The sequence below is a fragment of the Gulosibacter chungangensis genome (assembly GCF_008831155.1).
Classification (GTDB): Bacteria; Actinomycetota; Actinomycetes; order Actinomycetales; family Microbacteriaceae; genus Gulosibacter; species Gulosibacter chungangensis.
The window spans coordinates 81,428-102,071 of the sequence record NZ_WBKB01000003.1; the positions used below are offsets into that span (position 1 = coordinate 81,428).

Below are 20,644 nucleotides of genomic sequence, written 5' to 3' on the forward strand. Positions count from 1 at the left end.
AGTTAGTATTCGACGTCTTGATTGCTGCGCTTGCGGATCACGGTGACCTCATCGCGCTGGTTGCCGGTTGGCCCGTAATAGTTGAAGCCGTAGGACAGTTGCGCGTAGCCACCGACCAGGTGGGTGGGTTTGATCATGATTCGCGTGAGCGAGTTGTGGATGCCACCGCGTTGCCCGGTGGTTTCGGAGATGGGTACGTTCACGGTGCGCTCCTGCGCGTGGTGCATGAACGCGGTGCCCTTGGGCATGCGGTGGGAGACGATCGCGCGGGCTGCGACGGCGCCGTTGCGGTTGACCGCTTCGATCCAGTCGTTGTCCTTGATGCCGACCGCTTCGGCGTCTTCCACGCTCATCCAGATGGTTTGACCACCGCGGCCAAGGCTCATCATGAAGAAGTTTTCTTGGTACATCGAGTGGATGGCCCACTTATTGTGCGGGGTGAGATAGCGCACCGAGATGGAGTGTCCGTCGGTGTCACCAATCTCGCGTTCGCCGAACAGGGCGTTCATATCCAGCGGTGGCCGGAAGGTGGGTAAGGCATCGCCCATTTCTTGGAACCAGTCGTGGTCGACGTAGAACTGATATCGTCCGGTGAGGGTGTGCCAGGGCTTGAGCCGTTCGACATTGATGGTGAACGGTGAGTAGCGGCGACCGCCGGATTCGGAACCGGACCATTCCGGGGAGGTGATTACCGGTACCGGGGCGGCCTTCGCATCCTCGAAGGAGACCTGCTTGCCCTCGTGCTCGGCCGAGAGATCGTGCAGTTGCTGGCCGGTGCGTTTTTCGAGGTGGCGGAAGCCCTCGGTGGCCATCAGCCCGTTTGTGGTGCCGGAGAGCCCCAGGATGTAGTCGGCGGCGTGACGGTCCTCGTCGAGTCGTGGCTGGCCCTTGCCGACCCCGCGCTTGACGACGCCATTGAGCCTTCGCAGCCGCTCGACGTGGTGGTCCACGTCGTAGGTGATGCCGCGGGTGGTCATGCCCTTGGATTCGAGCAGTGGGCCGATTGAGGTGTATTTCTCGTAGATTGCCGTGTAGTCGCGTTCCACCTCGATGAGGGAGGGGAGGGTGACCCCGGGGATCGGTTCGCATTCACCGAATTTCCAGTCCTTGACCCGGCCGTGTGGCGTGTTCACCTCATCCGGGGTGTCGTGCTGCAGCGGGAAGGCGACGATGTCCTTGCGGGTGCCGAGGTGCGTGCGCGAAAGCTCGGAGAACTTTTTCGCAATCGTCGCCCAGGTTTGCCAGTCGGTGCGGGACTGCCAGGGTGTGGAGATCGCCGGGGTAAAGACGTTCACGAAGGGATGCATGTCGGTGGTCGACAGATCGTGTTTCTCGTACCAGGTGGCGGCCGGCAAAATCACGTCGCTGTGGAGCGTCGTGGTGGTCATGCGGAAGTCGAGGGTCAGGAGCAGATCGATCTTGCCGATCGGGGCCTCCTCGCGCCATTTCACGTCCCGCGGGCGGGCATACTCGGGGGTCTCTTCGGCAGAGACGGTGTTGTCCACTCCGAGCAGGTGCTTGAGGAAGTACTGGTCCCCCTTAGCGGAGGAACCGAGGGTGTTTGCCCGCCACATGGACCAGATCCGCGGATAGTTGTTTTCGGCATCCGGGTCTTCTACGGCGAAGTTGATGCTGCCATCCTTGAGCGACTCGACGAGGTAGTCCACGCTCGATTTCCCGGCCGCGGCGGCCGCATCCGTAACGTCGAGCGGGTTCTTGTCGAAGGACGGATAGAAGGGCTGCCAGCCGAGGCGTGTGGCCTGCGCCACCGCATCCGCCGTGGCCATCCCCGCGAACTTTCCCTTCCCGGCGCGGGCCGCGAGCTTATCGGCGCCGAACTGGTCATAGCGCCACTGTTTGGTGTGCATGTACCAGTACGTGGTTTGGGTCATTTGTCGCGGGGGCCTTGACCAGTCGAGGGCGTTGGCCATGTTGATCCAGCCCGTGAAGGGGCGAATCTTCTCCTGCCCGACGTAGTGCGCCCAACCGCCCCCGTTCACGCCCTGCGTGCCGCAGAGCGTGGTGAGGGTGAGGAAGGTGCGGTAGGTCTGGTCGGAGTGGAACCAGTGGTTCGTACCGGCGCCCATCAGAATCATCGAGCGGCCGTGTGAGTCGCGGGCATTTTCGGCGAACTCGCGCCCGATGCGGGCTGCGGCGACGCCGGGAACCCCGGTGATCCGCTCCTGCCAGGCGGGGGTATTGGGGCTCGAGGCGTCGTCATAGCCGGTTGGCCAGTGCCCCGGCAGCCCGGGGCGGCCCACGCCGTATTCGGCGAGCAGCAGGTCGTAGACGGTGGTCACGAGTCGGTCGCCGAGGCGCCGGGCGGGCACACCCCGGGTAATCGTGTCGATCTCACCCTGGGCCGCGGTATCGAAGCGTGGCAGCTCGATCTCGACCCGAGCATCCGCCCCGTCATAGAGGCTCAACTGCGGCTGGATCTCACCGAGGTCGAGGTGCCAATCACCTTCGCCATCCGCGGCGTAGCGGTGCCCGAGCGTGCCCTTGGGGACAGTGGGGCGGTCCGTAGCGGCATCCCAGACGGCGGGTTTGTAGTCGGCGTGCTCGGTGGCAGCCTCGGGGGTGTGGGCTTCGCCGAGGTCGGATGCGACCACGAACTTCCCCGGGGCATAGCTGCCGTTTGGCTGCGGGTCGAGTTCGACGATGAAGGGCAGGTCAGTGTAGCGCTTGACGTAGTTGTCAAAGTATTCGGTGGTTTTATCCACGAAGAATTCTTTGAGGATGACGTGGCCCATTGCCATCGCGAGCGCGCCATCGGTGCCGGTTGCGGGTGCGAGCCATTCATCGGCGAACTTCACGTTCTCGGCGTAGTCGGGTGCGATGGAGATCACCTTCTGGCCGCGATAGCGTGCCTCGGCCATCCAGTGCGCGTCGGGGGTGCGGGTGAGTGGCACGTTCGAGCCCCACATCATCAGATAGCTGGAGTTCCACCAGTCGCCGGACTCCGGCACATCGGTTTGGTCACCGAAGACCTGCGGGGAGGCGGGCGGCAGGTCGGCGTACCAGTCGTAGAAGGAGAGCATCGAGCCACCGATGAGCTGGTGGAAGCGCGCCCCTGAAGAGAAGGAGACCGGGCTCATGGCCGGGATGGGGGAGAACCCGGTGGCGCGGTCGGGGCCGTACTCCTTGACCGTATAGACGTAAGCCGCTGCGACAATTTCGACCGCCTCATCCCAGGTCGCTCGCACGAGCCCGCCCTTGCCACGCACCGACTTATAGCGCTTGGCTTTCACCGGGTCTTCGACGATCGACTGCCAGGCGAGTACCGGGTCGCCACCGTGCTGGCGCTTTGCCTCGCGGAAGAGCTGCATGAGCGCCCCGCGCACATAGGGGTAGCGCACGCGCGTGGGTGAGTAGGTGTACCAGGAAAAGGAAGCCCCACGAGGGCAGCCGCGAGGTTCATATTCGGGCATATCGGGGCCGGCGCTCGGGTAGTCGGTGGCCTGCGATTCCCAAGTGATGAGACCGTCCTTGACGTAGACGTGCCAGGAGCAGGAGCCGGTGCAGTTCACCCCGTGCGTGGAGCGCACCACTTTGTCGTGCGCCCAGCGATTGCGATAGAAGGAATCGCCCTGTCGGCCGCCACGAAGGTGGATCTCGCGGTTGTCATCGGTGATGTTTTTTCGCGAGCCAAAAAACTTGCGCACCCCGACCAGGCCGTCCATGAGTGGGTTATCAATTCCGGGCGACTCGGGTCGGCCGGTTTCCTTCAGCGTCATGGTGAGACCTCTCAACTCTGGGAATGGATGCGGTGAAAACGTTAGGAGTGGACCGGCAGGCTTGCGGCCTTCGCGCGGCGCTGTCCGGCGCCGATCCACAGGGTGATGAGCAGTGCGATGAGGGTGAAGACCGCAAGGAGCAGGATGCCGAGGCTGTAGTTCTGGAAGGACTTCCAGAGCACCCCGAGCAGCAGCGGCGGCACGAAACCGCCGAGGCCACCGGCAGCGCCCACAAAGCCAGTGATGGACCCCACTTTGCTGGGGTCGCTCACCTGGGCGATCAGCGCGAAGGTGGCACCGGAACCGAGCCCGAGGCCGATGGACATCGCGATGAACGCCACGGTGCCAAGCGGCATCAGGTGCGGGTCGAATGCCAGGGTGAGCGCACAAATGATCACGAGTGAATAGGCAATCACCAGGGTGCGAATCGCGCCGATGCGGTCGGCGAGGATGCCACCCACTGGGCGCATGACCACTGCGGCAATGACGAAACCAGCCGTGCGCAGGGATGCATCTGCCGTCTCAAGTCCGTAAGCCTGGTGCAGGATCGTCGGAAGATACACCGAAAATGCCACATAGCCGCCAAAGGACAGCGCGTAGAGATAGCAGGCCTGCCAGGTCAGCAAAATCTTCGAGGTATCGGACAGCTGTGCGCCCAGACTGCGTTTCGACGGGCTCCAGTTGGGGGAGTCCTTCATCAGGAACCAGGCGGCAATCGCGTACACCACCAGCACACCCGCGACCAGAAGGAAGGGTAAGCGGTGATCAATGTTGTAGAGCGGCACCGTGGTGAAGGCCGCAATCGCGGTACCGCCCATGCCGACGCCGTAAACGCCAATGGCAGAGCCGCGCTGTTCCTTGGGGAACCAGGAATTCACATAGGGCACGCCGATGGCAAATGAGGTGCCACCAAACCCGAGAAATAGCCCACCCAGCAGCAGTGTCCACAGCTGATACTGCCCAATCAAGCCGATGAACAGCACCGGAATCACGGTGAGCAGCGAAATGAGCGTCATCATTCGCCGTCCGCCGAAGCGGTCCGTGTAGGCACCGGCGAGGATTCGCCCGAGCGAGCCCACCAGCACGGGGATCGCAACCATTAACGAAGAATCCTCGGCGAGCCCTTCACCGACGAAGACCGGACCGAGCGGGCTGATCAGCGACCAGGCCCAAAAATTTACGGCGAAACCGAGCGTAGCCATGATCAGCGCGGTAACTTGCTGTTGCTTCGAAACTGACATTGCTTCAGTTGACCTTCGAGTCCACATGAGTATGACGTCGGCGGTGCCTGTTCGCCGACGAATTGCTCGTCTTACGAAGCAGGTACTGTGAGCAAATTTTTGTTAGGTAATCCTAACTAAAATTACCCTGATCAGAGGGCATTTTTGACCTCTTCAGCATTGCTCAATAGGGTATCAAAGTCCGGGCCAGATAGGCTCACGAAATGAGCTTGCGCGCGATAATTCTCACCGGTGGGCGGTCCACTCGCTTCGGCGGCAAACACAAGCCCACACTCCAAATCGAGGGTGCGTCCGTGCTGCAGCGCATCGTCACCGCGCTGCGCGATCTCGGTACCGCGCTCGGAGAGCCACCCGAGCTCATCATCGCCGGTTCCGCGGCAGGGGTCAGTGAATTGAACATTACGGGTTGCGATGAGGAGCTTCGCGTCGTGCGGGAGGACCCACCCTTCGCCGGTCCGCTGGCCGGTATCGCCGCCGGGGTGGACGCGCTCGAACCCGAAGGGTCGGCCACGGTGGTCATTCTCGCCGGCGACTTTCCCTTCCTCGAGCCGGATGCGCTCGCGCGGCTGGTCGAGGCCAGTCGCGCTCGCGACACGGTCGCGGCCCCGGTGGATGCGGAAGGCTATCCGCAATATCTCCTGTCGGCCTGGCCGGAACGACTCCTGCGGGCGCAACTGGCAGCACTCGACACAGTTGAGAATCAACCCGTGCGGAAGCTCTTTCGCGGCGTGGCGCTCGCGGAAGTGCCGATGTCGGCGCGCACCATCGCCGATATCGATTCGCCCGCGGACCTGCGCCACTGGACGGAGGGACACTAACGGTACTGGACGGAAGGCCAGAGCCGCGCTGGCTGGTGCTATCGAGCACCGTGGCCGTGCACGTCCTCGATTTGTTCCTGGATGTGGGGCAATAAGGGGGTCAGTACCAAGATTCCGTCGCGCACCCCGCCACGAGAACCCGGGAGGTTCACAATGAAGGTCTGCCCGGTGACCCCGGCGAGCCCGCGACTCATCACGGCCGAGGGGGTACTGGTGAGCCCCCGAGCCCAGAGCGCATGCATCACGCCGGGCACCTCAAAGTCGATGAATTCGGCGGTCACCTGTGGGGTTTGGTCATCCGGATTGAGCCCGGTGCCGCCGGTGGTGACGATGAAGCCAGGCGGTGTGTCCCGTAGGAGCGAGGCGATCGCATCCCGTACCGGATCTCCGTCGCCGACGACGATCGGATCGGGACAGGCGTAGCCGAACCCGCGAAACCATTCGACGAGAATCGGGCCCGTCTTATCCTCGGCCTCTCCGGCCGCGGCGCTCGTGGACGCAACGATGACCGCCGCGGAACGATTTTGGCCCAGCTGCTCATTAGCATCCGACTTCATTGCCCATGCTCCTTGTTGGTTCTTGTGACCAATGGTTGTGCCTGTGGCCAGTATGGCCTAGTCGCTGCGGGAAAAGACCTCCACCGCACCGGTGAGCGAGTTGCGGCGGAACAGTAAACTCGGCACCCCGGCGAGTTCCCCCGCCTTGACCGTGCGATCTTCACCGATGATGGTCACCTTGGTGCCCGCGGTTACGTAGAGCCCCGCCTCGACCACGCAGTCATCGCCGAGCGCAAACCCGATGCCGGCGTTGGCGCCGATGAGCGAGCGTTCACCGACGAAGACGCGCTGATCGCTGTCGGTGGCGACCAAGCCCATGATCGAGGCGCCCCCACCAATATCGGTGTGTGCGCCGATGACTACACCCTGCGAGATCCGCCCCTCGATAATGCTCGGGCCGAGTGTGCCGGCATTGAAGTTCACGAAGCCCTCGTGCATCACGATCGTCCCGGGCGACAGGTACGCACCCAGGCGCACGCGACCGCCGTCAGCGATGCGCACCTTCTCGGGGACGAGATAGTCGAGCAGGCGCGGAACCTTATCGATGGCGTAGACCTGGATGCCGCCGCGACGAAGCGCCGGCAGGCGCAGCGAAATCTCTTCCGCATCCATCGGCCCGAGGTCCGTCCAGGCATTTTCGGGCAAATGGGCGAACAGGCCTGTGAGGTTTTGGCCGTGTGGTTTCACGAGCAGGTGAGAGAACAGATGCAGCCGCAAATACGCATCCAGCGTGGATTCAACCGCAGCCGACAGATTGCTCTCGACCACGACCGGGGTGACCCGGACACCGCGGCGCGGGTCGTCGTGGGCTTCGTCCGCGAGCGCCTTGGGTGCGACGAAGCGATCCCGGTCTGCGGGTACACGGCCGAGCTTCGGCTCAGGGAACCAACAGTCAAGTACCTTGCCGGAGTCGGTAATGGTGGCTAGGCCGTCGCCCCAAGCCCACTGTTCGTTCGGCACGGCCGAACGTTCCTGACCCTGCTGGCTGTCATGCGCACTCATGTGCACAACCCTAGCGCTCAGCGCACGTGGAATCAGTCCCGCCCACACTCTTCCGTACACTGGAGCGCATGCCAGCTGTTCGCGCCGAAATTCCGACGCTCCCAACCCGGTATCGGGACCCAGCGATCGACAGCAGCCCGAACCAACTGACTCGCCAACGAAGCAATTCCTGGCCCTCCCGACTGTGGCGGCAGCTGCCAACGTGGGGGCAGTTGGTGACGATCTACGTCTTCACTCGCATCCTCACCACCGCACTGCTGTTGTTCTTTGCGAGTCGCCAAGCTGATACCTGGCAGATTCATGCGCAGCCTGACTACCTCTCCTTCGCCAATATTTGGGATGCGAAGTGGTACGCGTTCATTGCCCACTCCGGCTATCCTTCTGAGCTGCCCTATACCGAAGCCGGTCAAGTCGGCGAGAACGCCTGGGCATTCATGCCGGTATTTCCGCTGCTCGCACGGCTAATCTCGTTTCTTCCCGGCATCAGCTTCTCGATGGCTGCGGTGCTCATTTCACTGATCGCCGGGCTCGGCACGGTATTCGCGCTGCATCGCCTACTGCGCAATTTCGTGAGTGCCAATGTCGCAATGTTTGCGGTGTTCCTGCTTTGTATTGGGCCGATTTCACCGCTATTCCAGGTCGGATACGCAGAAGCACTGCACTTTTGGATGGTCGCGGTGCTGTTAAACCTCATGGTTCAACGCGACTGGTACGCGATGGTGCCGCTCATTGTGATCGCATCCTTCACCAGACCCACTGGCCTGGCGTTGGCGTTCACGCTGCTGCTCTACATTCTGTATCGTTACTGGAACCGCTTTGTCGCGCGCCTAGAGCGATTTGATCGGTCTGAACAGCGTCAGCTGTGGAGCGTCGCGGTATTTTCCGGGGTGATGGGGCTCGCCTGGCTGGTTATCGCGGGGATCGTCACCGGCCAGTGGGATGCGTACCTGGAGACCGAATTTGCCTGGCGCCGCGGCTATACGTCGGGGGAGCACACCCCACCGTTCACAGCCTGGTTCTGGGCAGGAGACTATTGGTTCGGCCAGCCGCAAGGCACCATTGTGGTGCTCGCGGTGCTCATCCTTTTCGCCTGCTGGTTTGCGGCGCCGGTGATGCGCCGCTTCGGTATTGAGATCCGGCTGTGGGCGATCGCGTACACCTCCTATATCTTTGCCGTGTTTTACCCGCAGTCATCCTTCTTCCGCATCCTCTTCCCCTTATTCCCAGCCGCAGCCCCACTCGCGCTGCCGCAGTCACCGGTGTATCGCGTCTTGGTCTCCGCAGCCGCCTTCCTCGCGCAGGTGGCCTGGCTGTACTGGATGTGGTTCGTGATCGGCGGCGATTGGAGTCCGCCCTAAACCAAACTCTTGCCGTCACGAATCGAGACTTCAGTGGTTGAATTGCCGCATGACCGGTGCAACGACCAAAAATCAAATCCCCGCGGCCAGTGACACGGCGGTATTCAAGGCCGCACGCGATCAACTCCTTTCCCGACAGGGGAACGCGGACCGAGCTCGGGAAGAGTTCCAGTGGCCAGCCGTGAGCGAAGAGTTCAATTGGGCCCACGACTGGTTCGATGTGATTGCTGCGGGCAATGAACGCACCGCGCTGTGGATCGTGGAGGACGATGAAACCGACGCGATGTACAGCTTCGAAACCCTGCGGACACGCTCCAATCAGGTGGCGCACTGGCTGCAAGAACTGGGCGTTGCTAAGGGCGAAGCGGTCATGCTGATGCTTGCCAACCGTGTGGAGCTGTGGGAAGCGATGCTCGGCATCATGAAGGCCGGCGCGGTAATGCTGCCCACGGCCATCGTGCTCGGCCCGGAAGAGCTCGAAGACCGGATCAATCGCGCGGGGGTGCGCTGGATCATTACCGATGAGGCGGACGCCGAGAAATTTGACGGATTCTCGGGCGACTTCAACGTCATTACTGTCAGCGGCGCTCGCGGCGCCGAACGCGTGGCGATTGGCCTCAAGCACGAAACAATGGACCTCAACCGCACGCGCATCCCCTTTGCAAATGCCTTTGCGACAGCCTCGGGCGAGCCCCGCTCTGATGGACCGATCGAACGCTGCGCCGGTGGCGGGCAGCCCGCGCTGATTTACTTCACCTCGGGAACCACCTCGAAACCGAAAATGGTGCAGCACTCGCACGTGTCGTATCCGGTGGGGCACCTGACCACGATGTTCTGGCTCGGTGTGCAACCGGAGGATACCCACATGGTGATCACTTCACCCGGTTGGGCCAAGCATGCCTGGAGCGCGTTCTTTGCCCCCTGGCACGTCGGCGCGACCATCTTCGTGTACAACTACCTCAAATTCGATGCCGCGAAGCTCATCAAACAACTCGATCGGGCCGAAGTCAACACCTTCTGCGCACCACCCACCGTGTGGCGCATGCTGATTCAGCACGGTGACACCGAGAAACCGGTGGGTCTTCGCGAAGCGCTTTCGGCGGGAGAACCCCTCAACCCCGAGGTGATTGGCCGAATTCGCGATTGGTGGGGTCTAGAAATCCGTGATGGTTACGGCCAGACCGAGACCACCGCAACCCTCGCGAACGCACCCGGCGAATCGGTGCAGCCGGGCTCGATGGGTAGACCGCTACCGGGGGTAAATATCTGCCTGGTGGATCAGCGCACCGGGGAGCGCATCCCGAACGATCGGGAACGTGCCGAGGGTGAACTGTGTATCGATCTGGAAGCAGGCCATGCCCTGAACATTATGAAGGGCTACTACCGCGACGAAAAAGCGACCGCGAAGCGCCGTGAGGGCGGCGTGTTCCACACCGGCGATGTGGCGCAGCGTGACCCCTCGGGACGCTATACCTTCGTGGGTCGCACCGACGATATTTTCAAATCGAGCGACTACAAGGTCTCACCCTTCGAAGTGGAATCGGCGCTGATCGAACACCCCGCCGTGGTGGAAGCCGCGGTGGTGGGCGCACCCGACGAGACTCGACTCAATATTACGAAGGCATACATCGCGCTTGCCGAGGGCTGGGAGCCTACCGAAGAGACCGCGTTTGCGGTGCTGCTGCACGCGCGCAAGTCACTGCCGCCGTACATGCGGGTGCGCCGCATCGAGTTCTATGACCTGCCGAAAACGGTCTCCGGCAAGATTCGTCGAGTGGAGCTGCGCGACCGCGAGCAGCAGTTTGCGCGCCGCAATGAGCGCATCCCGAACGAGTGGCGGGAAGAGGACTTCCCGGCACTGAAATCCCGGGTCTAGCGGCGGCACGCTGATCGAAAAGCCGGTGGCCGCATCCCAAACTTCGGGATGCGGCCACCGGTAGCTCACGCCTGAGTGCGAAAACTAGGCCTTCGCTGCGTCGATGCGCTCCGCGACGTTCGCCCAGTTGACGATGTTCCAGAACGCCTTGACGTAGTCAGCCTTGACGTTGACGTAGTCGAGGTAGAAGGCGTGCTCCCACATGTCGAGCATCAACAGCGGGGTAACGCCGAAGGGAACGTTGCCCTGCTGGTCGTAGAGCTGGAAGGTCGAAACGTTGCCGGTCGCGTTGTCGCGGCCGAGCACAGCCCAACCCGAACCCTGGATGCCGAGGGCAGCAGCGGAGAACTGTGCCTTGAAGTTGTCGAGGCCACCGAACTCGTTCTCGAGCAGGTCCTTCGCCGAACCGGCGGGCTCTGCGTAGTCGGGGGTGAGGTTGGTCCAGAAGATTGAGTGGTTGTTCACGCCACCAACGTTGAAGGCGAGGTCCTTCGCAAGCTTGTTGATGTTCGCGAAGTCTCCCTTGTCGCGAGCCTCAGCCAGCTGCTCAAGCGCGGTGTTGGCGCCCTTCACGTAGGTCGCGTGGTGCTTCGAGTGGTGAAGCTCCATGATCTTGGCCGAAATGTTGGGCTCAAGTGCCGAGTAGTCGTAGGGAAGGTCGGGGAGTGTGAACTCTGCCATGGGATTCCTTTCGTGAAGATTCCAGATGCGAGATTGACGATACCCGCACCACTGAAAGGTAACCCACAAGTGTGCCTGCCTATTCCAATCGGATCATTCGATAGGCGGGTATTACCCGCTATTACGGGCAACCCGTGTGAGAAGTGAGATAATAGGGAGGTTCGCACTACACAGGAGGCAGAGTACATGGCTGCAATGAAGCCCCGCACCGGCGATGGCCCTATGGAGGCCGTTCGCGAGGGCCGTCTCATCATCGTTCGAGTTCCGCTTGAAGGTGGAGGTCGACTGGTCGTATCGGTCAACGACGACGAGGCGAAGGAGCTTGCAGACGCGCTCAACGGCGCAATCAGCAAGTAGGAACTGCTTCAATTCCGCTGCGGGTGCCCCTCACGGGGAACCCGCAGTGTTTGTTTTCCGCAACGCTCCACTAGGACGCCAGCGACGTTACCTGCAGTAGTCCACCATCGATCGGCAGCACCGCGCAGGCAAGATCCGGCTGTCGCTGAAATTCGCGGATCACCAGTCGCAGCGAGGTGGTAATCGGATCCCGTCGCGCGGGGTCGGCCACGCGGCCGTAGTTGAGCGCATTGAGCACGAGAATTGTGCCACCAGGACGGACCACGCGCAGCCCGTGTTGCAGGTGTACGGCAACATGCTGCAGCGGCCCGGTAATGAGCACGAGATCGTAGGTGTCCTCACTCATACGCGGGAGCACCCGGTGCGGGTCCCCGGTGATGCAGCGAATCGCCGAGGAAGGATGCGCAGCCTCCAACAGTGCCCGGCGGGTTTGTGCGAGGTGTTCAGGTTCACTATCAATGCAGGTGATCGTTGCTCGCGGTGAGCCGCGATGCAACCAGGTGGTGGTGAGCCCGCCGGTGGAACCGATCTCAATAATTTTTTGGGCGCAGGTGGATGCAGCCACAAACGCCAAGTGCGATCCGAGCGCTCGTGAGATGGTCGGTAATCCAAGTTCGAGTGCGTATCGACGAGCGGCTTGCTGCGGTGCGAGCTCGACGATTTGCTCGTCGATAAAGCGCATGCTCAAGTCGAATTCGGACATCTGCCCAGGTTACCCTGGAGTGATGGGCGGTCTCACCTTCGAAAAGATCCTAGTGATAGGGATCATTGCCGTCTTCATTTTCGGGCCAGACCGGCTACCGACCCTTGCCGCACAGCTTGCACAGCTCATTAAGCGTGTTCGTGGTTGGACTGAAGACGCCAAATCTCGGGTGTCTGAAGAGCTCGGTGATGATTTCTCCGAGGAAGATTGGCGCAAACTCGATCCGCGCCAGTATGACCCGCGCCGGATCATCCGTGACGCTTGGAATGAGGCGGACCCCAACGCGACAAGCGCTGCGAATACTTCGGCAAAATCCATTGCGGGTGTGGGCGCGGGTGCGGTGGCGGGCGGCACCGCGCTGAGTGCAACTTCGGGAAGCACGGTTTCGGGAAGCTCCGCACCGGCGTGGGCCACAAAGCAGGTCGACACCAGCGCATTCACACCCGGTCACGCGCCCTTCGATGCCGAGGCCACGTAGCGCGCCGATCTCATAGCCCGCCGGTCTACTCGTTCGGCGAGAGACCAAGCGAGCGGCCCGCGAGGCCTCGGGGGCGCTGATAGAGACCCCGCGCGGCCTCCCGCAGGGCGATTGCCGCGGGATCTTCTGGATGCGCCAGCACCACGGGTGTCCCCGCATCCCCATCGGCACGCAGCGGCATGGAAAGCGGTACTTTCGCCAGTAGCGGCACCGCAAAGCGCCGCGCCACTTCTTCGCCGCCACCCGCCCCGAAAAACGCGAATTCGGTGCCATCGGGGCCGATCGCCGGTGACATGGTTTCAATCACCCCGACAACCCGCTGGCCGGTCTTTTGCGCGACCGCACCCGAACGCCAGGCCACATCTGCTGCCGCGGGCTGCGGGGTAGTCACCACCACGACTTCACTGTGGGGCAATAGCTGCCCGAGCGAGAGCGCCACATCGCCCGTGCCGGGCGGCAGATCGAGCAGCAGCACATCGAGATCGCCGAAGAAGACATCCTTCAAGAACTGTTCCAGGGTGCGGTGCAGCATCGGCCCGCGCCACGCAACCACCTCATCGGGCGATTGGAGGAACATCCCGATCGACACAGCTTTGACCTCGTGAGCCACCGGTGGCAGCATGAGTTCCCCCACCTGGGTGGGCTGTGTTCCCGGGGCCATACCGAGCAGCCCCGGAATCGAGAACCCAAACACATCCGCGTCGATGACGCCAACATCGAGCCCATCGGCGGCCATGGCTGCAGCGAGGTTCGCGGTGACCGTGGATTTTCCGACCCCGCCTTTGCCGCTGGTGACAGCAATCACCCGGGTTAGCGAATTCTTGCCGAAGGGATGCTCCTTGGGCCGCGAACCACGTAGCCGCTCGGTCAACGCCCGACGCTTTTCGCGCGACATGACCCCCACGATCACCTCGAAGGGATCCTCGCCGATGGCTCGTTGGATCGCGGCCCGGGTGTCATTCTCGATGTCATCCGCGCGCGGACAACTCGCGATCGTGAGATTGATTTCGACCTGCACCGGCGCATCCTGCGGGATTGAAATATCGCCGACCATATCGAGCTCGGTAATTGGACGCCGCAGCTCCGGGTCGATGACGGTAGCGAGTTCTTCACGGATGCGCTGGATGCGCGGGTCAGGCACGGTGATCTTTAGTCTCCTCATCATGGTTGGGCTGCGACCGGGGCGGTTGCTGTGCGTCGGTTTGCGTGAGCGATTCGCGCTCGGCGACTTCTTCGAGGAGCGCCCGCAGCTCGGCCCGGATGAAGTCCTGTGAGGCCATATCGTTCATCCGCATTCGCAGCGCGACCACCTCGCGGGTGAGGTATTCGAGGTCGGCGGTATTGCGTTCGGCACGCTGTCGATCCTGCTCGATCTGCACGCGGTCTCGGTCATCCTGACGGTTTTGTGCGAGTAAGAGCATGGGGGCGGCGTACGAGGCCTGCAGCGAAAGTGCGAGCGTCAGCGCGATGAACCCGAGGTCGGCGGAGTCAAAGCGCCAGGCTTCCGGTGCCATGGAGTTCCACATGATCCAGCCCGCCACAAAGAGCGTGAGGATGATCAGGAACGCTGGCGTTCCGGTACCTCGGGCAAGGGTCTCCATGATGCGGCCGAGCACATCATGATCTTCACGTTCTTCTTCACGCTGCTCGTTCTTGCGAGTGCTGCGGAGCCGTTTGGCCTCACGGCGTTCGTCTCGAGAACGCCGAGAACGAAGCTTGCGCGTCTCGGATTTTGGCACACTCAGGACGTCATCGTTTTCATTGATTTCAGCCAAGAGCACCTCCCGAGTCGATCGTGGGTAGCTGAATGAGGCCGGTCTCCGGGTAACGTTCGGTGGGCACCGAGCGCCAGTCATCCGGCAGGATGTGGTCGAGCACGTCGTCCACGGTAATCACGCCGACGAGTCGTTCCTCATCGTCGACCACCGGCAAAATCACCAGGTCATAGCGGGCAAGCGAACGGACCACATCCACATCCATCGTGGTGGTGTGCGCGGGCTCGATGCGTTTATCAAGAATCGACCCCACTCGTTCATGCGGCGGGTAGCGCAACAGCCGCTGGAAGTGCACGAGCCCGAGGTAGCGGCCCGTGGGCACCTCATACGGTGACGCGGTAACAAATACGGCCGTCGCCAGGGCAGGAGCAATTTCGGTGCGGCGAATCAGCACCAGTGCTTCGGCCACCGTAGCATCGGGGGAGACAACGATTGGGTCGGTGGTCATGAGGCCACCGGCAGTATTCGGTTCGAACTCGAGAAGCATCCGCACGTCTTCGGCCTCTTCGGGCTCCATCAGTGCAAGCAGCGCTTCGGTGGTTTTGGCATCGAGACGGCCCACCAGGTCTGCCGCGTCATCGGGCTGCATATGGTCAAGCACGCCCGCGGCTCGGTTCTCATCGAGGTGCTGAATGATGACCACTTGGTCATCCTCATACATCTCCTCGAGGACGTCCGCGAGCCGCGCATCCGGGAGCTCTTCCACGATGCCGAGCCGACGATCCTCCGGCAGCTCGAGGAGTGCATCCGCGAGGTCACTCGGGCCCATTTCAGAGTGGGCCGTGAGGAACTGGGTGGCTGGAGTATCACCCTCAGGGTCGAGGTCGAGGTCGATTTCATCCCAAGTGACGTACTGCGTGGGGGCCTTACCGAACAGGCTCAGGGAGGTGCGGGGGAGTCGGACGTACAGCTGGCCCACTGACCAGTCGCCAGCGTCATCCTCGATGATGGAGATGTCCTCGATGACACCGCGGACACCCGTGTCGCGCAGTGTGCCGGAGCGGTCAAGCAACTCGGAGAAGACACGCACCTCCTCACCACGCTGCTCGAAAGGACGCTGCTCATTCTCTTCCCAGCGCACGATCAACTGAGAGGAGCCGATTGAGGTGACTTCCTTCATCGACACAAATACGAGTTTGCGGGTTGCGCCGAGCAGCTCAACCAAGATTCCGTTGACGCGCGGCGAGTGAGCGGAGCGGTAATTCACAATGAGATCGCGAAGTTTGCCTACGCGATCACCGTCCGGATCGTAGACGGGCGTGTTCGCGAGTCGGGCGACGAAGACTTTTGAGGCGCTCACCCGACCATCCTACGTGCGGCCCAGCAAACTCCCTTGGTGGGTCGGGATAATACCGATATGAGTTCACCGAGAAATCTTGGCCAAACCTCGCTGCCTACAATTCCCACGGGCGACGTGGTTGCGTCCTATCCAACCTACGATGCTGCCCGTCACGCGGTGGACGTGCTGGTGCGTGAAGAGGGCCTGCCGGTGTCTTCGATTTCGGTGGTGGGCAATGACCTGAAATCGGTGGAACGCATCACCGGCCGCATGAACTACACCCGGGCTGCGCTCAACGGCCTTGGAAACGGCGTGATGATCGCCATCTTCATGTCACTGATGTGGCTGATTTTCTTCCCCACCACGGACATGCTTGCGATCGTTGGAGTCTTCGTAATCTCGATCGCCTTCGGTGTGATTTGGGGGATTTTGGCCTATGCGCTTTCACCGCAAAAGCGCGAATTTACCTCGATAATGCAGGTCACCGCCTCCCGGTTCGACCTCGTGGTGCCGCACAATATGAGTGCGAAGGTGCGCGACACACTGCAGCGAGGTGGCTCGTGGTCCCAGCCGATGGATGCGCAGCCTGGGCAGCAGCCGGGCCAGTACACGCAACCTGGGCAACCGACGCAACCTCCCCAGCCGACGCAGTTTGGGCAGCCGGCTCAGCCTGGCCATCCGACGCAACCCATGCAGCCGGCCCAACCCGCCCAGCCACCCCGAACCTACGGTGAAATGCAGGATGAACTGCGTCGCCGAGAACGCGAACAGCAGTCGTCTACGGGCGGTTCGACCGAGGTATAGGGCACTCACCAAGGGAACACTCAGGCCAACTACTTGATCTGACGTAGTACGTTACGTAGAGTAATTACTACGTCAGGCAAAGGAGTTGGTCATGATTAGTGCGGAAGTCATCCGTGGCTACGTGGACCTGCTTGTACTTGAAGCTTTGCTTGACGAGCCCTCGTACGGCTACGCGATCTCAAAACGAATTGAACAGATCGCCGAGGGGCAGTACGAGTTGAAGGAGACCACGTTGTACTCCGCGCTGCGGCGACTCGAAAAACAGGGGGCAATCGCCTCGTTTAAGGGCTCGCAGTCGCAGGGGAGGGCTCGCACTTACTATGAGCTCACCCCGCAGGGGCACACGCACTACCGTGACCGCTGCACCGAGTGGCAGGAAACGGTGGACCTGGTCAGGCGATTTGTCCGGCTGCCCTAACGGCACAAGTCCAACTCAAGGAGTGAGTTCCCATGGACGCCATCACGAGCTATATCGACCACATGTTCCGCAGTCTGCCGCGGACCGAGGAGGTGGGTAGAGCGCAGCGAGAATTGCAGCAGATGTGCGAGGACCGCTATCAGGAGCTTCGAGGCGAGGGCGCCAGCGAGAATGAGGCTGTGGGTCGAGTGATCACGCAGTTCGGCAATCTGGACGAGCTCGCCGACGACCTCGGCATTCGCCGCGAGGTGGATGGCGTCACGACCGACGACGATGCCATCGATCTCTCACGGGAGGAAGCGGAAAAGTTCCTCCGGGTTCGCAAACGCGGCTCCCGGTTCATTGCAATTGGCATCGTGGTTATTCTGTTCGGCGCCTCGCAAATGATTTGGTTCAACGCTTCGTCCGGTGACGCCGACGTCAATCCGCTTTCGGTGGTGTTCTTCTTTATTTGCGTCGCGATTGCCGTTGGTTTCTTCATTACCGGTGGCATGACGCTCAGCCGCTACGAGCGGTTCGAGAAGCACACGGTAAGGCTCGACGCCACCAGCATGCGGCACTATCAGGACCTGCGAGAGTCCGAACATGGGCGCTATATCGCCTCGATCGTGACCGGTGTGATCACCATTATTCTTGGTTTCGGGTTTGGTGCCGTCAGCGGCATCCTGATAGAGCAGTGGAGTGGCGGCTCGGATCTCGAATGGCTGGCGGGCTTTATGCCGCTGATCATTAGCTTCGGCGTGGCGGTGCTTATTCTGGGTGGGATGCGCCGCGGCTCGCTCGACCGGCTCACCTCAGAGGGTGACTACGATCCCGAAAAGCGCAAGGAAAACGACCTGATCGGTCGGATCGCTGGCCCATATTGGATGCTCGCACTGGTCATCTTCCTCGCCTGGAGCTTCATCGGTGACGCTTGGGAGCGCAGCTGGATGGTCTGGCCGATCGCCGGTGTGCTCTTCGGCCTCATCGCGGTCACCATGGACTCATGGCTCGGTGACCGCGACAAGAACCGACAGCGGGGTCGCTCGCAGCGCTAGGACTGGACCCGGCGCATCCACGCCTCAACCTCATCCGCGGTGCGGGGAATCTCAATCGAGAGGTTCTCCGCACCGTGTTCGGTGACGAGAATGTCGTCCTCGATGCGCACGCCAATGCCGCGATATTCCTCGGGGACCGTGAGGTCATCGGGCTGGAAGTAGAGCCCGGGCTCGATGGTGAAGACCATGCCGGCTTGGACAGTGCCGTCAAGATACATCTCGCGTCGCGCCTGCGCGCAGTCGTGCACGTCGAGCCCGAGGTGGTGGCTCGTACCGTGGACCATATAGCGGCGGTGCGGCTGATTACCCGGCTGCAGTGCCTCCTCGAGAGACATCGGCAGCAGCCCCCATGCGTCCAAGCTCTCGGCAATTGAGCGCAGCGCGGTGTCGTGCACATCGCGGAACGTGATGCCGGGCTTCACGATTGCGAACGCGGTGTCGGCAGCCTTGCGGACCGCCTCATAGACCCGGCGCTGCACGTCACTAAAGGTGCCGTTGATCGGCATCGTGCGGGTGATATCTGCGGTATAGAGCGAATCCACCTCGACGCCGGCATCGACCAGGATGAGATCCCCGGGCCTCACCGGGCCGTCGTTATCGACCCAGTGCAGGATGCACGCATGGGCTCCCGAGGCGGCGATGGTGTCATAGCCCACGGCGTTGCCATCTAGGCGCGCACGAAAGTGGAAAGCACCCTCGACGATGCGCTCACCGCGCGGGTGAGCCGAGGCCCGGTCGAGTTCGCTGATGATGTCGTCGAAGCCGCGAGCAGTGGCGGCCACGGCATCTCGTAACTGCTGGATTTCCCACTCGTCCTTCACCAGGCGCATTTCGCTGAGCTCCTGCGCGAGTTGTGGGGTGTCAAGCTCGAGGTCGCCCCGGCGGTGTTCGAAGTCATCGATGTGTTTGGTGGCGATCGCCAGCTGCGTGCTCACCTGTTCGAGCGAGGGGCGTGGACCCGTCCAGAATTCACCAATGGCAGAGTTCGCATAGAACTCATCCGTGTCACGACCTGCACCTTCACGGAAATACAGCGTGGCCTCGTGACCGTCTTCGATCGGTTCAAGCACGAGCTTTGCGCCCGGTACCGTATCCGAGCCCCAACCGGTGAGGTAGGTAAAGGATGTGTGGGCACGATAGGGATAGTCAACGTCATTCGAACGCGGCTTGGGAGCTCCGGCGGCAATCACAATCCGCTCGCCGAGGTGCGCTGCCGAAAGGCGCGCGCGGCGGGCCGCAGCGAACTTCGCGACCTCCGCTTCCGAGGCAGCAACCTCGTCGCGCGGGGCCCATCCCTGCGTGATGAAATCGCGGAAGGTATCCGAGGCGGGCGTGGTTGATCGGTTGCTGTCACTCATCCGGCCATTGTCTCAGAGACGGCCGCAGGACAGTTGAGTGGCGTACAGCGTTCGGAGATCGAATCCCTAAGAAGTCGGGGTGAGTTCGGCAAACACCGGACGGTGGTCGGACCCCGATCGGTCTTCACGCTGAATGACCTCGAATCCGGTGGTCTCCCACTGCGAGGTCGACATCACGTGGTCGATCGCGGGGACAAGCAGCGGCGGCCTGCCGCTCGTCCAGGTGCCCACCTGTGCGCTGCCAAGATCCTGCGCCGCATCCGTGCAGGAACCGAATACTGCGCCGTCGACCTCGCTATTTTCGAGCCCCGCGAGGTGATCGAGGGTGGCGTTAAGGTCACCGGCCATGATGGTGTTGCCATCGCAAATGGTGGCGAGCCAATCCAGGTCACTGCGCCACTGCTCCATGTATTCCCGGGTCGGGGCGATGGGATGCGCGGCAACGAAGCGAGGGCCCTCACCGTCCACCGGTTCGGCAATCACCGTCGCCAGTGCCGAAGTGTCGCCAAGCGACGTATTGAGTTGGTATTCGCCAAGCTCTGCCGAGATCAGCAGCGTGGTTTCGGCTGCCCGGTAGCCGGGGGCGCCGGTATTGGAGAGCACCCACATGGGCTTACCGGCCTCCGACATCAGCCCGGCAATTTCGATGCCCATGTCCTCCGTCGTCTCGGGAAGCATCACCACATCGGCGTCATAGTCGATGGCGAGTTGCGCAATCGTCGGGGAACCGGGCTCATTGCCCAGGGTGTTCCAGGAGAGCACGCGAATTGCCTCCGCGGCACCGGTCGCAGGTGTCGACTCGGTAATGCCGCGACTCAAGTAGTTCACGCCGCCGCCCACGAGCAGCATGCTCAGTGCGATGGCCGTGACGGCAAGGAGCGCACGAATCCGCCGCGAGATGAGCAAGAGCAAGAGCACCACTAACAGTGCCGCCGCAATGCAGATCAGCATCACCAGGCGGAAAGAAATCGCCTGGCTAATGAGGAATTCACGTTGCAATCCGAACCATTGCGGCCAGATAAATGCGGCACCAGCAATGAACACGATAATGCCGAAGATGGTGCCGAAAACGGCCCAAGCGGGGGAAATCTTCTTGCGAGTAGGCATGACCGACCTACTGTAACGGTCGTGCTTGGCAATCTTCGCAGACTCACTGGCGCGTGTT

Annotated in this window: 19 protein-coding genes; 8 read left to right on the forward strand and 11 right to left on the reverse strand. The window is 61.9% G+C overall.

Annotated elements, in window-relative coordinates:
• Nucleotides 1–2: 2 nt before the first annotated feature.
• Nucleotides 3–3,737, reverse strand: a complete 3,735-nt coding sequence (locus tag F8O05_RS05980) for a nitrate reductase subunit alpha (protein ID WP_158051852.1) — start codon at nt 3,735–3,737, stop codon at nt 3–5.
• Between the two features lie 41 nt (nt 3,738–3,778).
• Nucleotides 3,779–4,978 carry an MFS transporter gene (locus F8O05_RS05985; protein WP_225735773.1) on the reverse strand — a complete coding sequence of 400 codons (1,200 nt, stop codon included), beginning with the start codon at nt 4,976–4,978 and terminating at the stop codon, nt 3,779–3,781.
• Between the two features lie 203 nt (nt 4,979–5,181).
• On the opposite strand from F8O05_RS05985, the gene mobA reads away from it, so the two are divergent.
• Complete coding sequence (gene mobA, locus F8O05_RS05990; RefSeq protein WP_158051854.1) at nt 5,182–5,796, forward strand: molybdenum cofactor guanylyltransferase; 615 nt, start codon at nt 5,182–5,184, stop codon at nt 5,794–5,796.
• Between the two features lie 38 nt (nt 5,797–5,834).
• On the opposite strand, the gene F8O05_RS05995 is transcribed toward mobA, so the two are convergent.
• Together F8O05_RS05995 and F8O05_RS06000 are read right to left on the reverse strand one after the other, a co-directional pair.
• Nucleotides 5,835–6,353 (reverse strand): MogA/MoaB family molybdenum cofactor biosynthesis protein, encoded by a 519-nt coding sequence (locus F8O05_RS05995; RefSeq protein WP_158051855.1) that lies wholly within the window; start codon nt 6,351–6,353, stop codon nt 5,835–5,837.
• Between the two features lie 57 nt (nt 6,354–6,410).
• Complete coding sequence (locus tag F8O05_RS06000; protein ID WP_158051856.1) at nt 6,411–7,355, reverse strand: DapH/DapD/GlmU-related protein; 945 nt, start codon at nt 7,353–7,355, stop codon at nt 6,411–6,413.
• Nucleotides 7,356–7,423: 68 nt separating this feature from the next.
• Here F8O05_RS06000 and F8O05_RS06005 point away from each other — a divergent pair, with 68 nt between their 5' ends.
• Both F8O05_RS06005 and F8O05_RS06010 read left to right on the forward strand, forming a co-directional pair.
• Nucleotides 7,424–8,713: a glycosyltransferase family protein gene (locus F8O05_RS06005; protein ID WP_158051857.1), complete on the forward strand. Its 1,290-nt coding sequence runs from the start codon at nt 7,424–7,426 to the stop codon at nt 8,711–8,713.
• A 49-nt stretch (nt 8,714–8,762) separates the two neighbouring features.
• On the forward strand, nt 8,763–10,589 hold the full coding sequence (locus F8O05_RS06010) for an AMP-binding protein (protein ID WP_158051858.1): 1,827 nt from the start codon (nt 8,763–8,765) through the stop codon (nt 10,587–10,589).
• An 84-nt stretch (nt 10,590–10,673) separates the two neighbouring features.
• Here F8O05_RS06010 and F8O05_RS06015 read toward each other — a convergent pair whose 3' ends face one another.
• Entirely contained in the window at nt 10,674–11,270 is a 597-nt protein-coding gene (locus tag F8O05_RS06015) for a superoxide dismutase (protein ID WP_158051859.1), read from the reverse strand.
• A 186-nt stretch (nt 11,271–11,456) separates the two neighbouring features.
• On the opposite strand from F8O05_RS06015, the gene F8O05_RS06020 reads away from it, so the two are divergent.
• Nucleotides 11,457–11,627: a DUF3117 domain-containing protein gene (locus F8O05_RS06020; protein ID WP_084147346.1), complete on the forward strand. Its 171-nt coding sequence runs from the start codon at nt 11,457–11,459 to the stop codon at nt 11,625–11,627.
• Nucleotides 11,628–11,697: 70 nt separating this feature from the next.
• Here F8O05_RS06020 and F8O05_RS06025 read toward each other — a convergent pair whose 3' ends face one another.
• A complete protein-coding gene (locus F8O05_RS06025; protein WP_158051860.1) occupies nt 11,698–12,330 on the reverse strand; it encodes an O-methyltransferase in 633 nt (210 codons plus the stop codon).
• 22 nt (nt 12,331–12,352) lie between these two features.
• Here F8O05_RS06025 and F8O05_RS06030 point away from each other — a divergent pair, with 22 nt between their 5' ends.
• The gene (locus F8O05_RS06030; protein WP_225735774.1) at nt 12,353–12,808 is read left to right on the forward strand and encodes a twin-arginine translocase TatA/TatE family subunit; all 456 of its coding nucleotides are present in this window, start codon (nt 12,353–12,355) and stop codon (nt 12,806–12,808) included.
• Between the two features lie 25 nt (nt 12,809–12,833).
• Here the strand turns inward: F8O05_RS06030 and F8O05_RS06035 are convergent, their stop codons facing one another.
• The 3 genes from F8O05_RS06035 to F8O05_RS06045 are packed head-to-tail and all read right to left on the reverse strand — an operon-like array spanning nt 12,834 to nt 15,883.
• A complete protein-coding gene (locus F8O05_RS06035) occupies nt 12,834–13,970 on the reverse strand; it encodes a P-loop NTPase (protein ID WP_158051862.1) in 1,137 nt (378 codons plus the stop codon).
• Entirely contained in the window at nt 13,942–14,574 is a 633-nt protein-coding gene (locus F8O05_RS06040) for a DUF1003 domain-containing protein (protein WP_404811360.1), read from the reverse strand. The genes F8O05_RS06035 and F8O05_RS06040 overlap by 29 nt, the downstream gene beginning before the upstream one ends.
• A gap of 1 nt (nt 14,575) precedes the next feature.
• The gene (locus F8O05_RS06045; protein ID WP_158051864.1) at nt 14,576–15,883 is read right to left on the reverse strand and encodes a magnesium transporter MgtE N-terminal domain-containing protein; all 1,308 of its coding nucleotides are present in this window, start codon (nt 15,881–15,883) and stop codon (nt 14,576–14,578) included.
• A 57-nt stretch (nt 15,884–15,940) separates the two neighbouring features.
• On the opposite strand from F8O05_RS06045, the gene F8O05_RS06050 reads away from it, so the two are divergent.
• The 3 genes from F8O05_RS06050 to F8O05_RS06060 all read left to right on the forward strand — a co-directional run bounded on the left by F8O05_RS06050 (nt 15,941) and on the right by F8O05_RS06060 (nt 18,121).
• The gene (locus tag F8O05_RS06050; RefSeq protein ID WP_158051865.1) at nt 15,941–16,666 is read left to right on the forward strand and encodes a general stress protein; all 726 of its coding nucleotides are present in this window, start codon (nt 15,941–15,943) and stop codon (nt 16,664–16,666) included.
• A gap of 91 nt (nt 16,667–16,757) precedes the next feature.
• Nucleotides 16,758–17,084: a PadR family transcriptional regulator gene (locus tag F8O05_RS06055; protein WP_158051866.1), complete on the forward strand. Its 327-nt coding sequence runs from the start codon at nt 16,758–16,760 to the stop codon at nt 17,082–17,084.
• Between the two features lie 32 nt (nt 17,085–17,116).
• The gene (locus F8O05_RS06060) at nt 17,117–18,121 is read left to right on the forward strand and encodes a permease prefix domain 1-containing protein (protein WP_158051867.1); all 1,005 of its coding nucleotides are present in this window, start codon (nt 17,117–17,119) and stop codon (nt 18,119–18,121) included.
• On the opposite strand, the gene F8O05_RS06065 is transcribed toward F8O05_RS06060, so the two are convergent.
• Nucleotides 18,118–19,479: an aminopeptidase P family protein gene (locus F8O05_RS06065; RefSeq protein ID WP_158051868.1), complete on the reverse strand. Its 1,362-nt coding sequence runs from the start codon at nt 19,477–19,479 to the stop codon at nt 18,118–18,120. The two genes, F8O05_RS06060 and F8O05_RS06065, sit on opposite strands and share 4 nt — an antisense overlap.
• Before the next feature lie 66 nt (nt 19,480–19,545).
• Nucleotides 19,546–20,586, reverse strand: a complete 1,041-nt coding sequence (locus tag F8O05_RS06070) for an endonuclease/exonuclease/phosphatase family protein (RefSeq protein ID WP_158051869.1) — start codon at nt 20,584–20,586, stop codon at nt 19,546–19,548.
• Between the last annotated feature and the right edge of the window lie 58 nt (nt 20,587–20,644).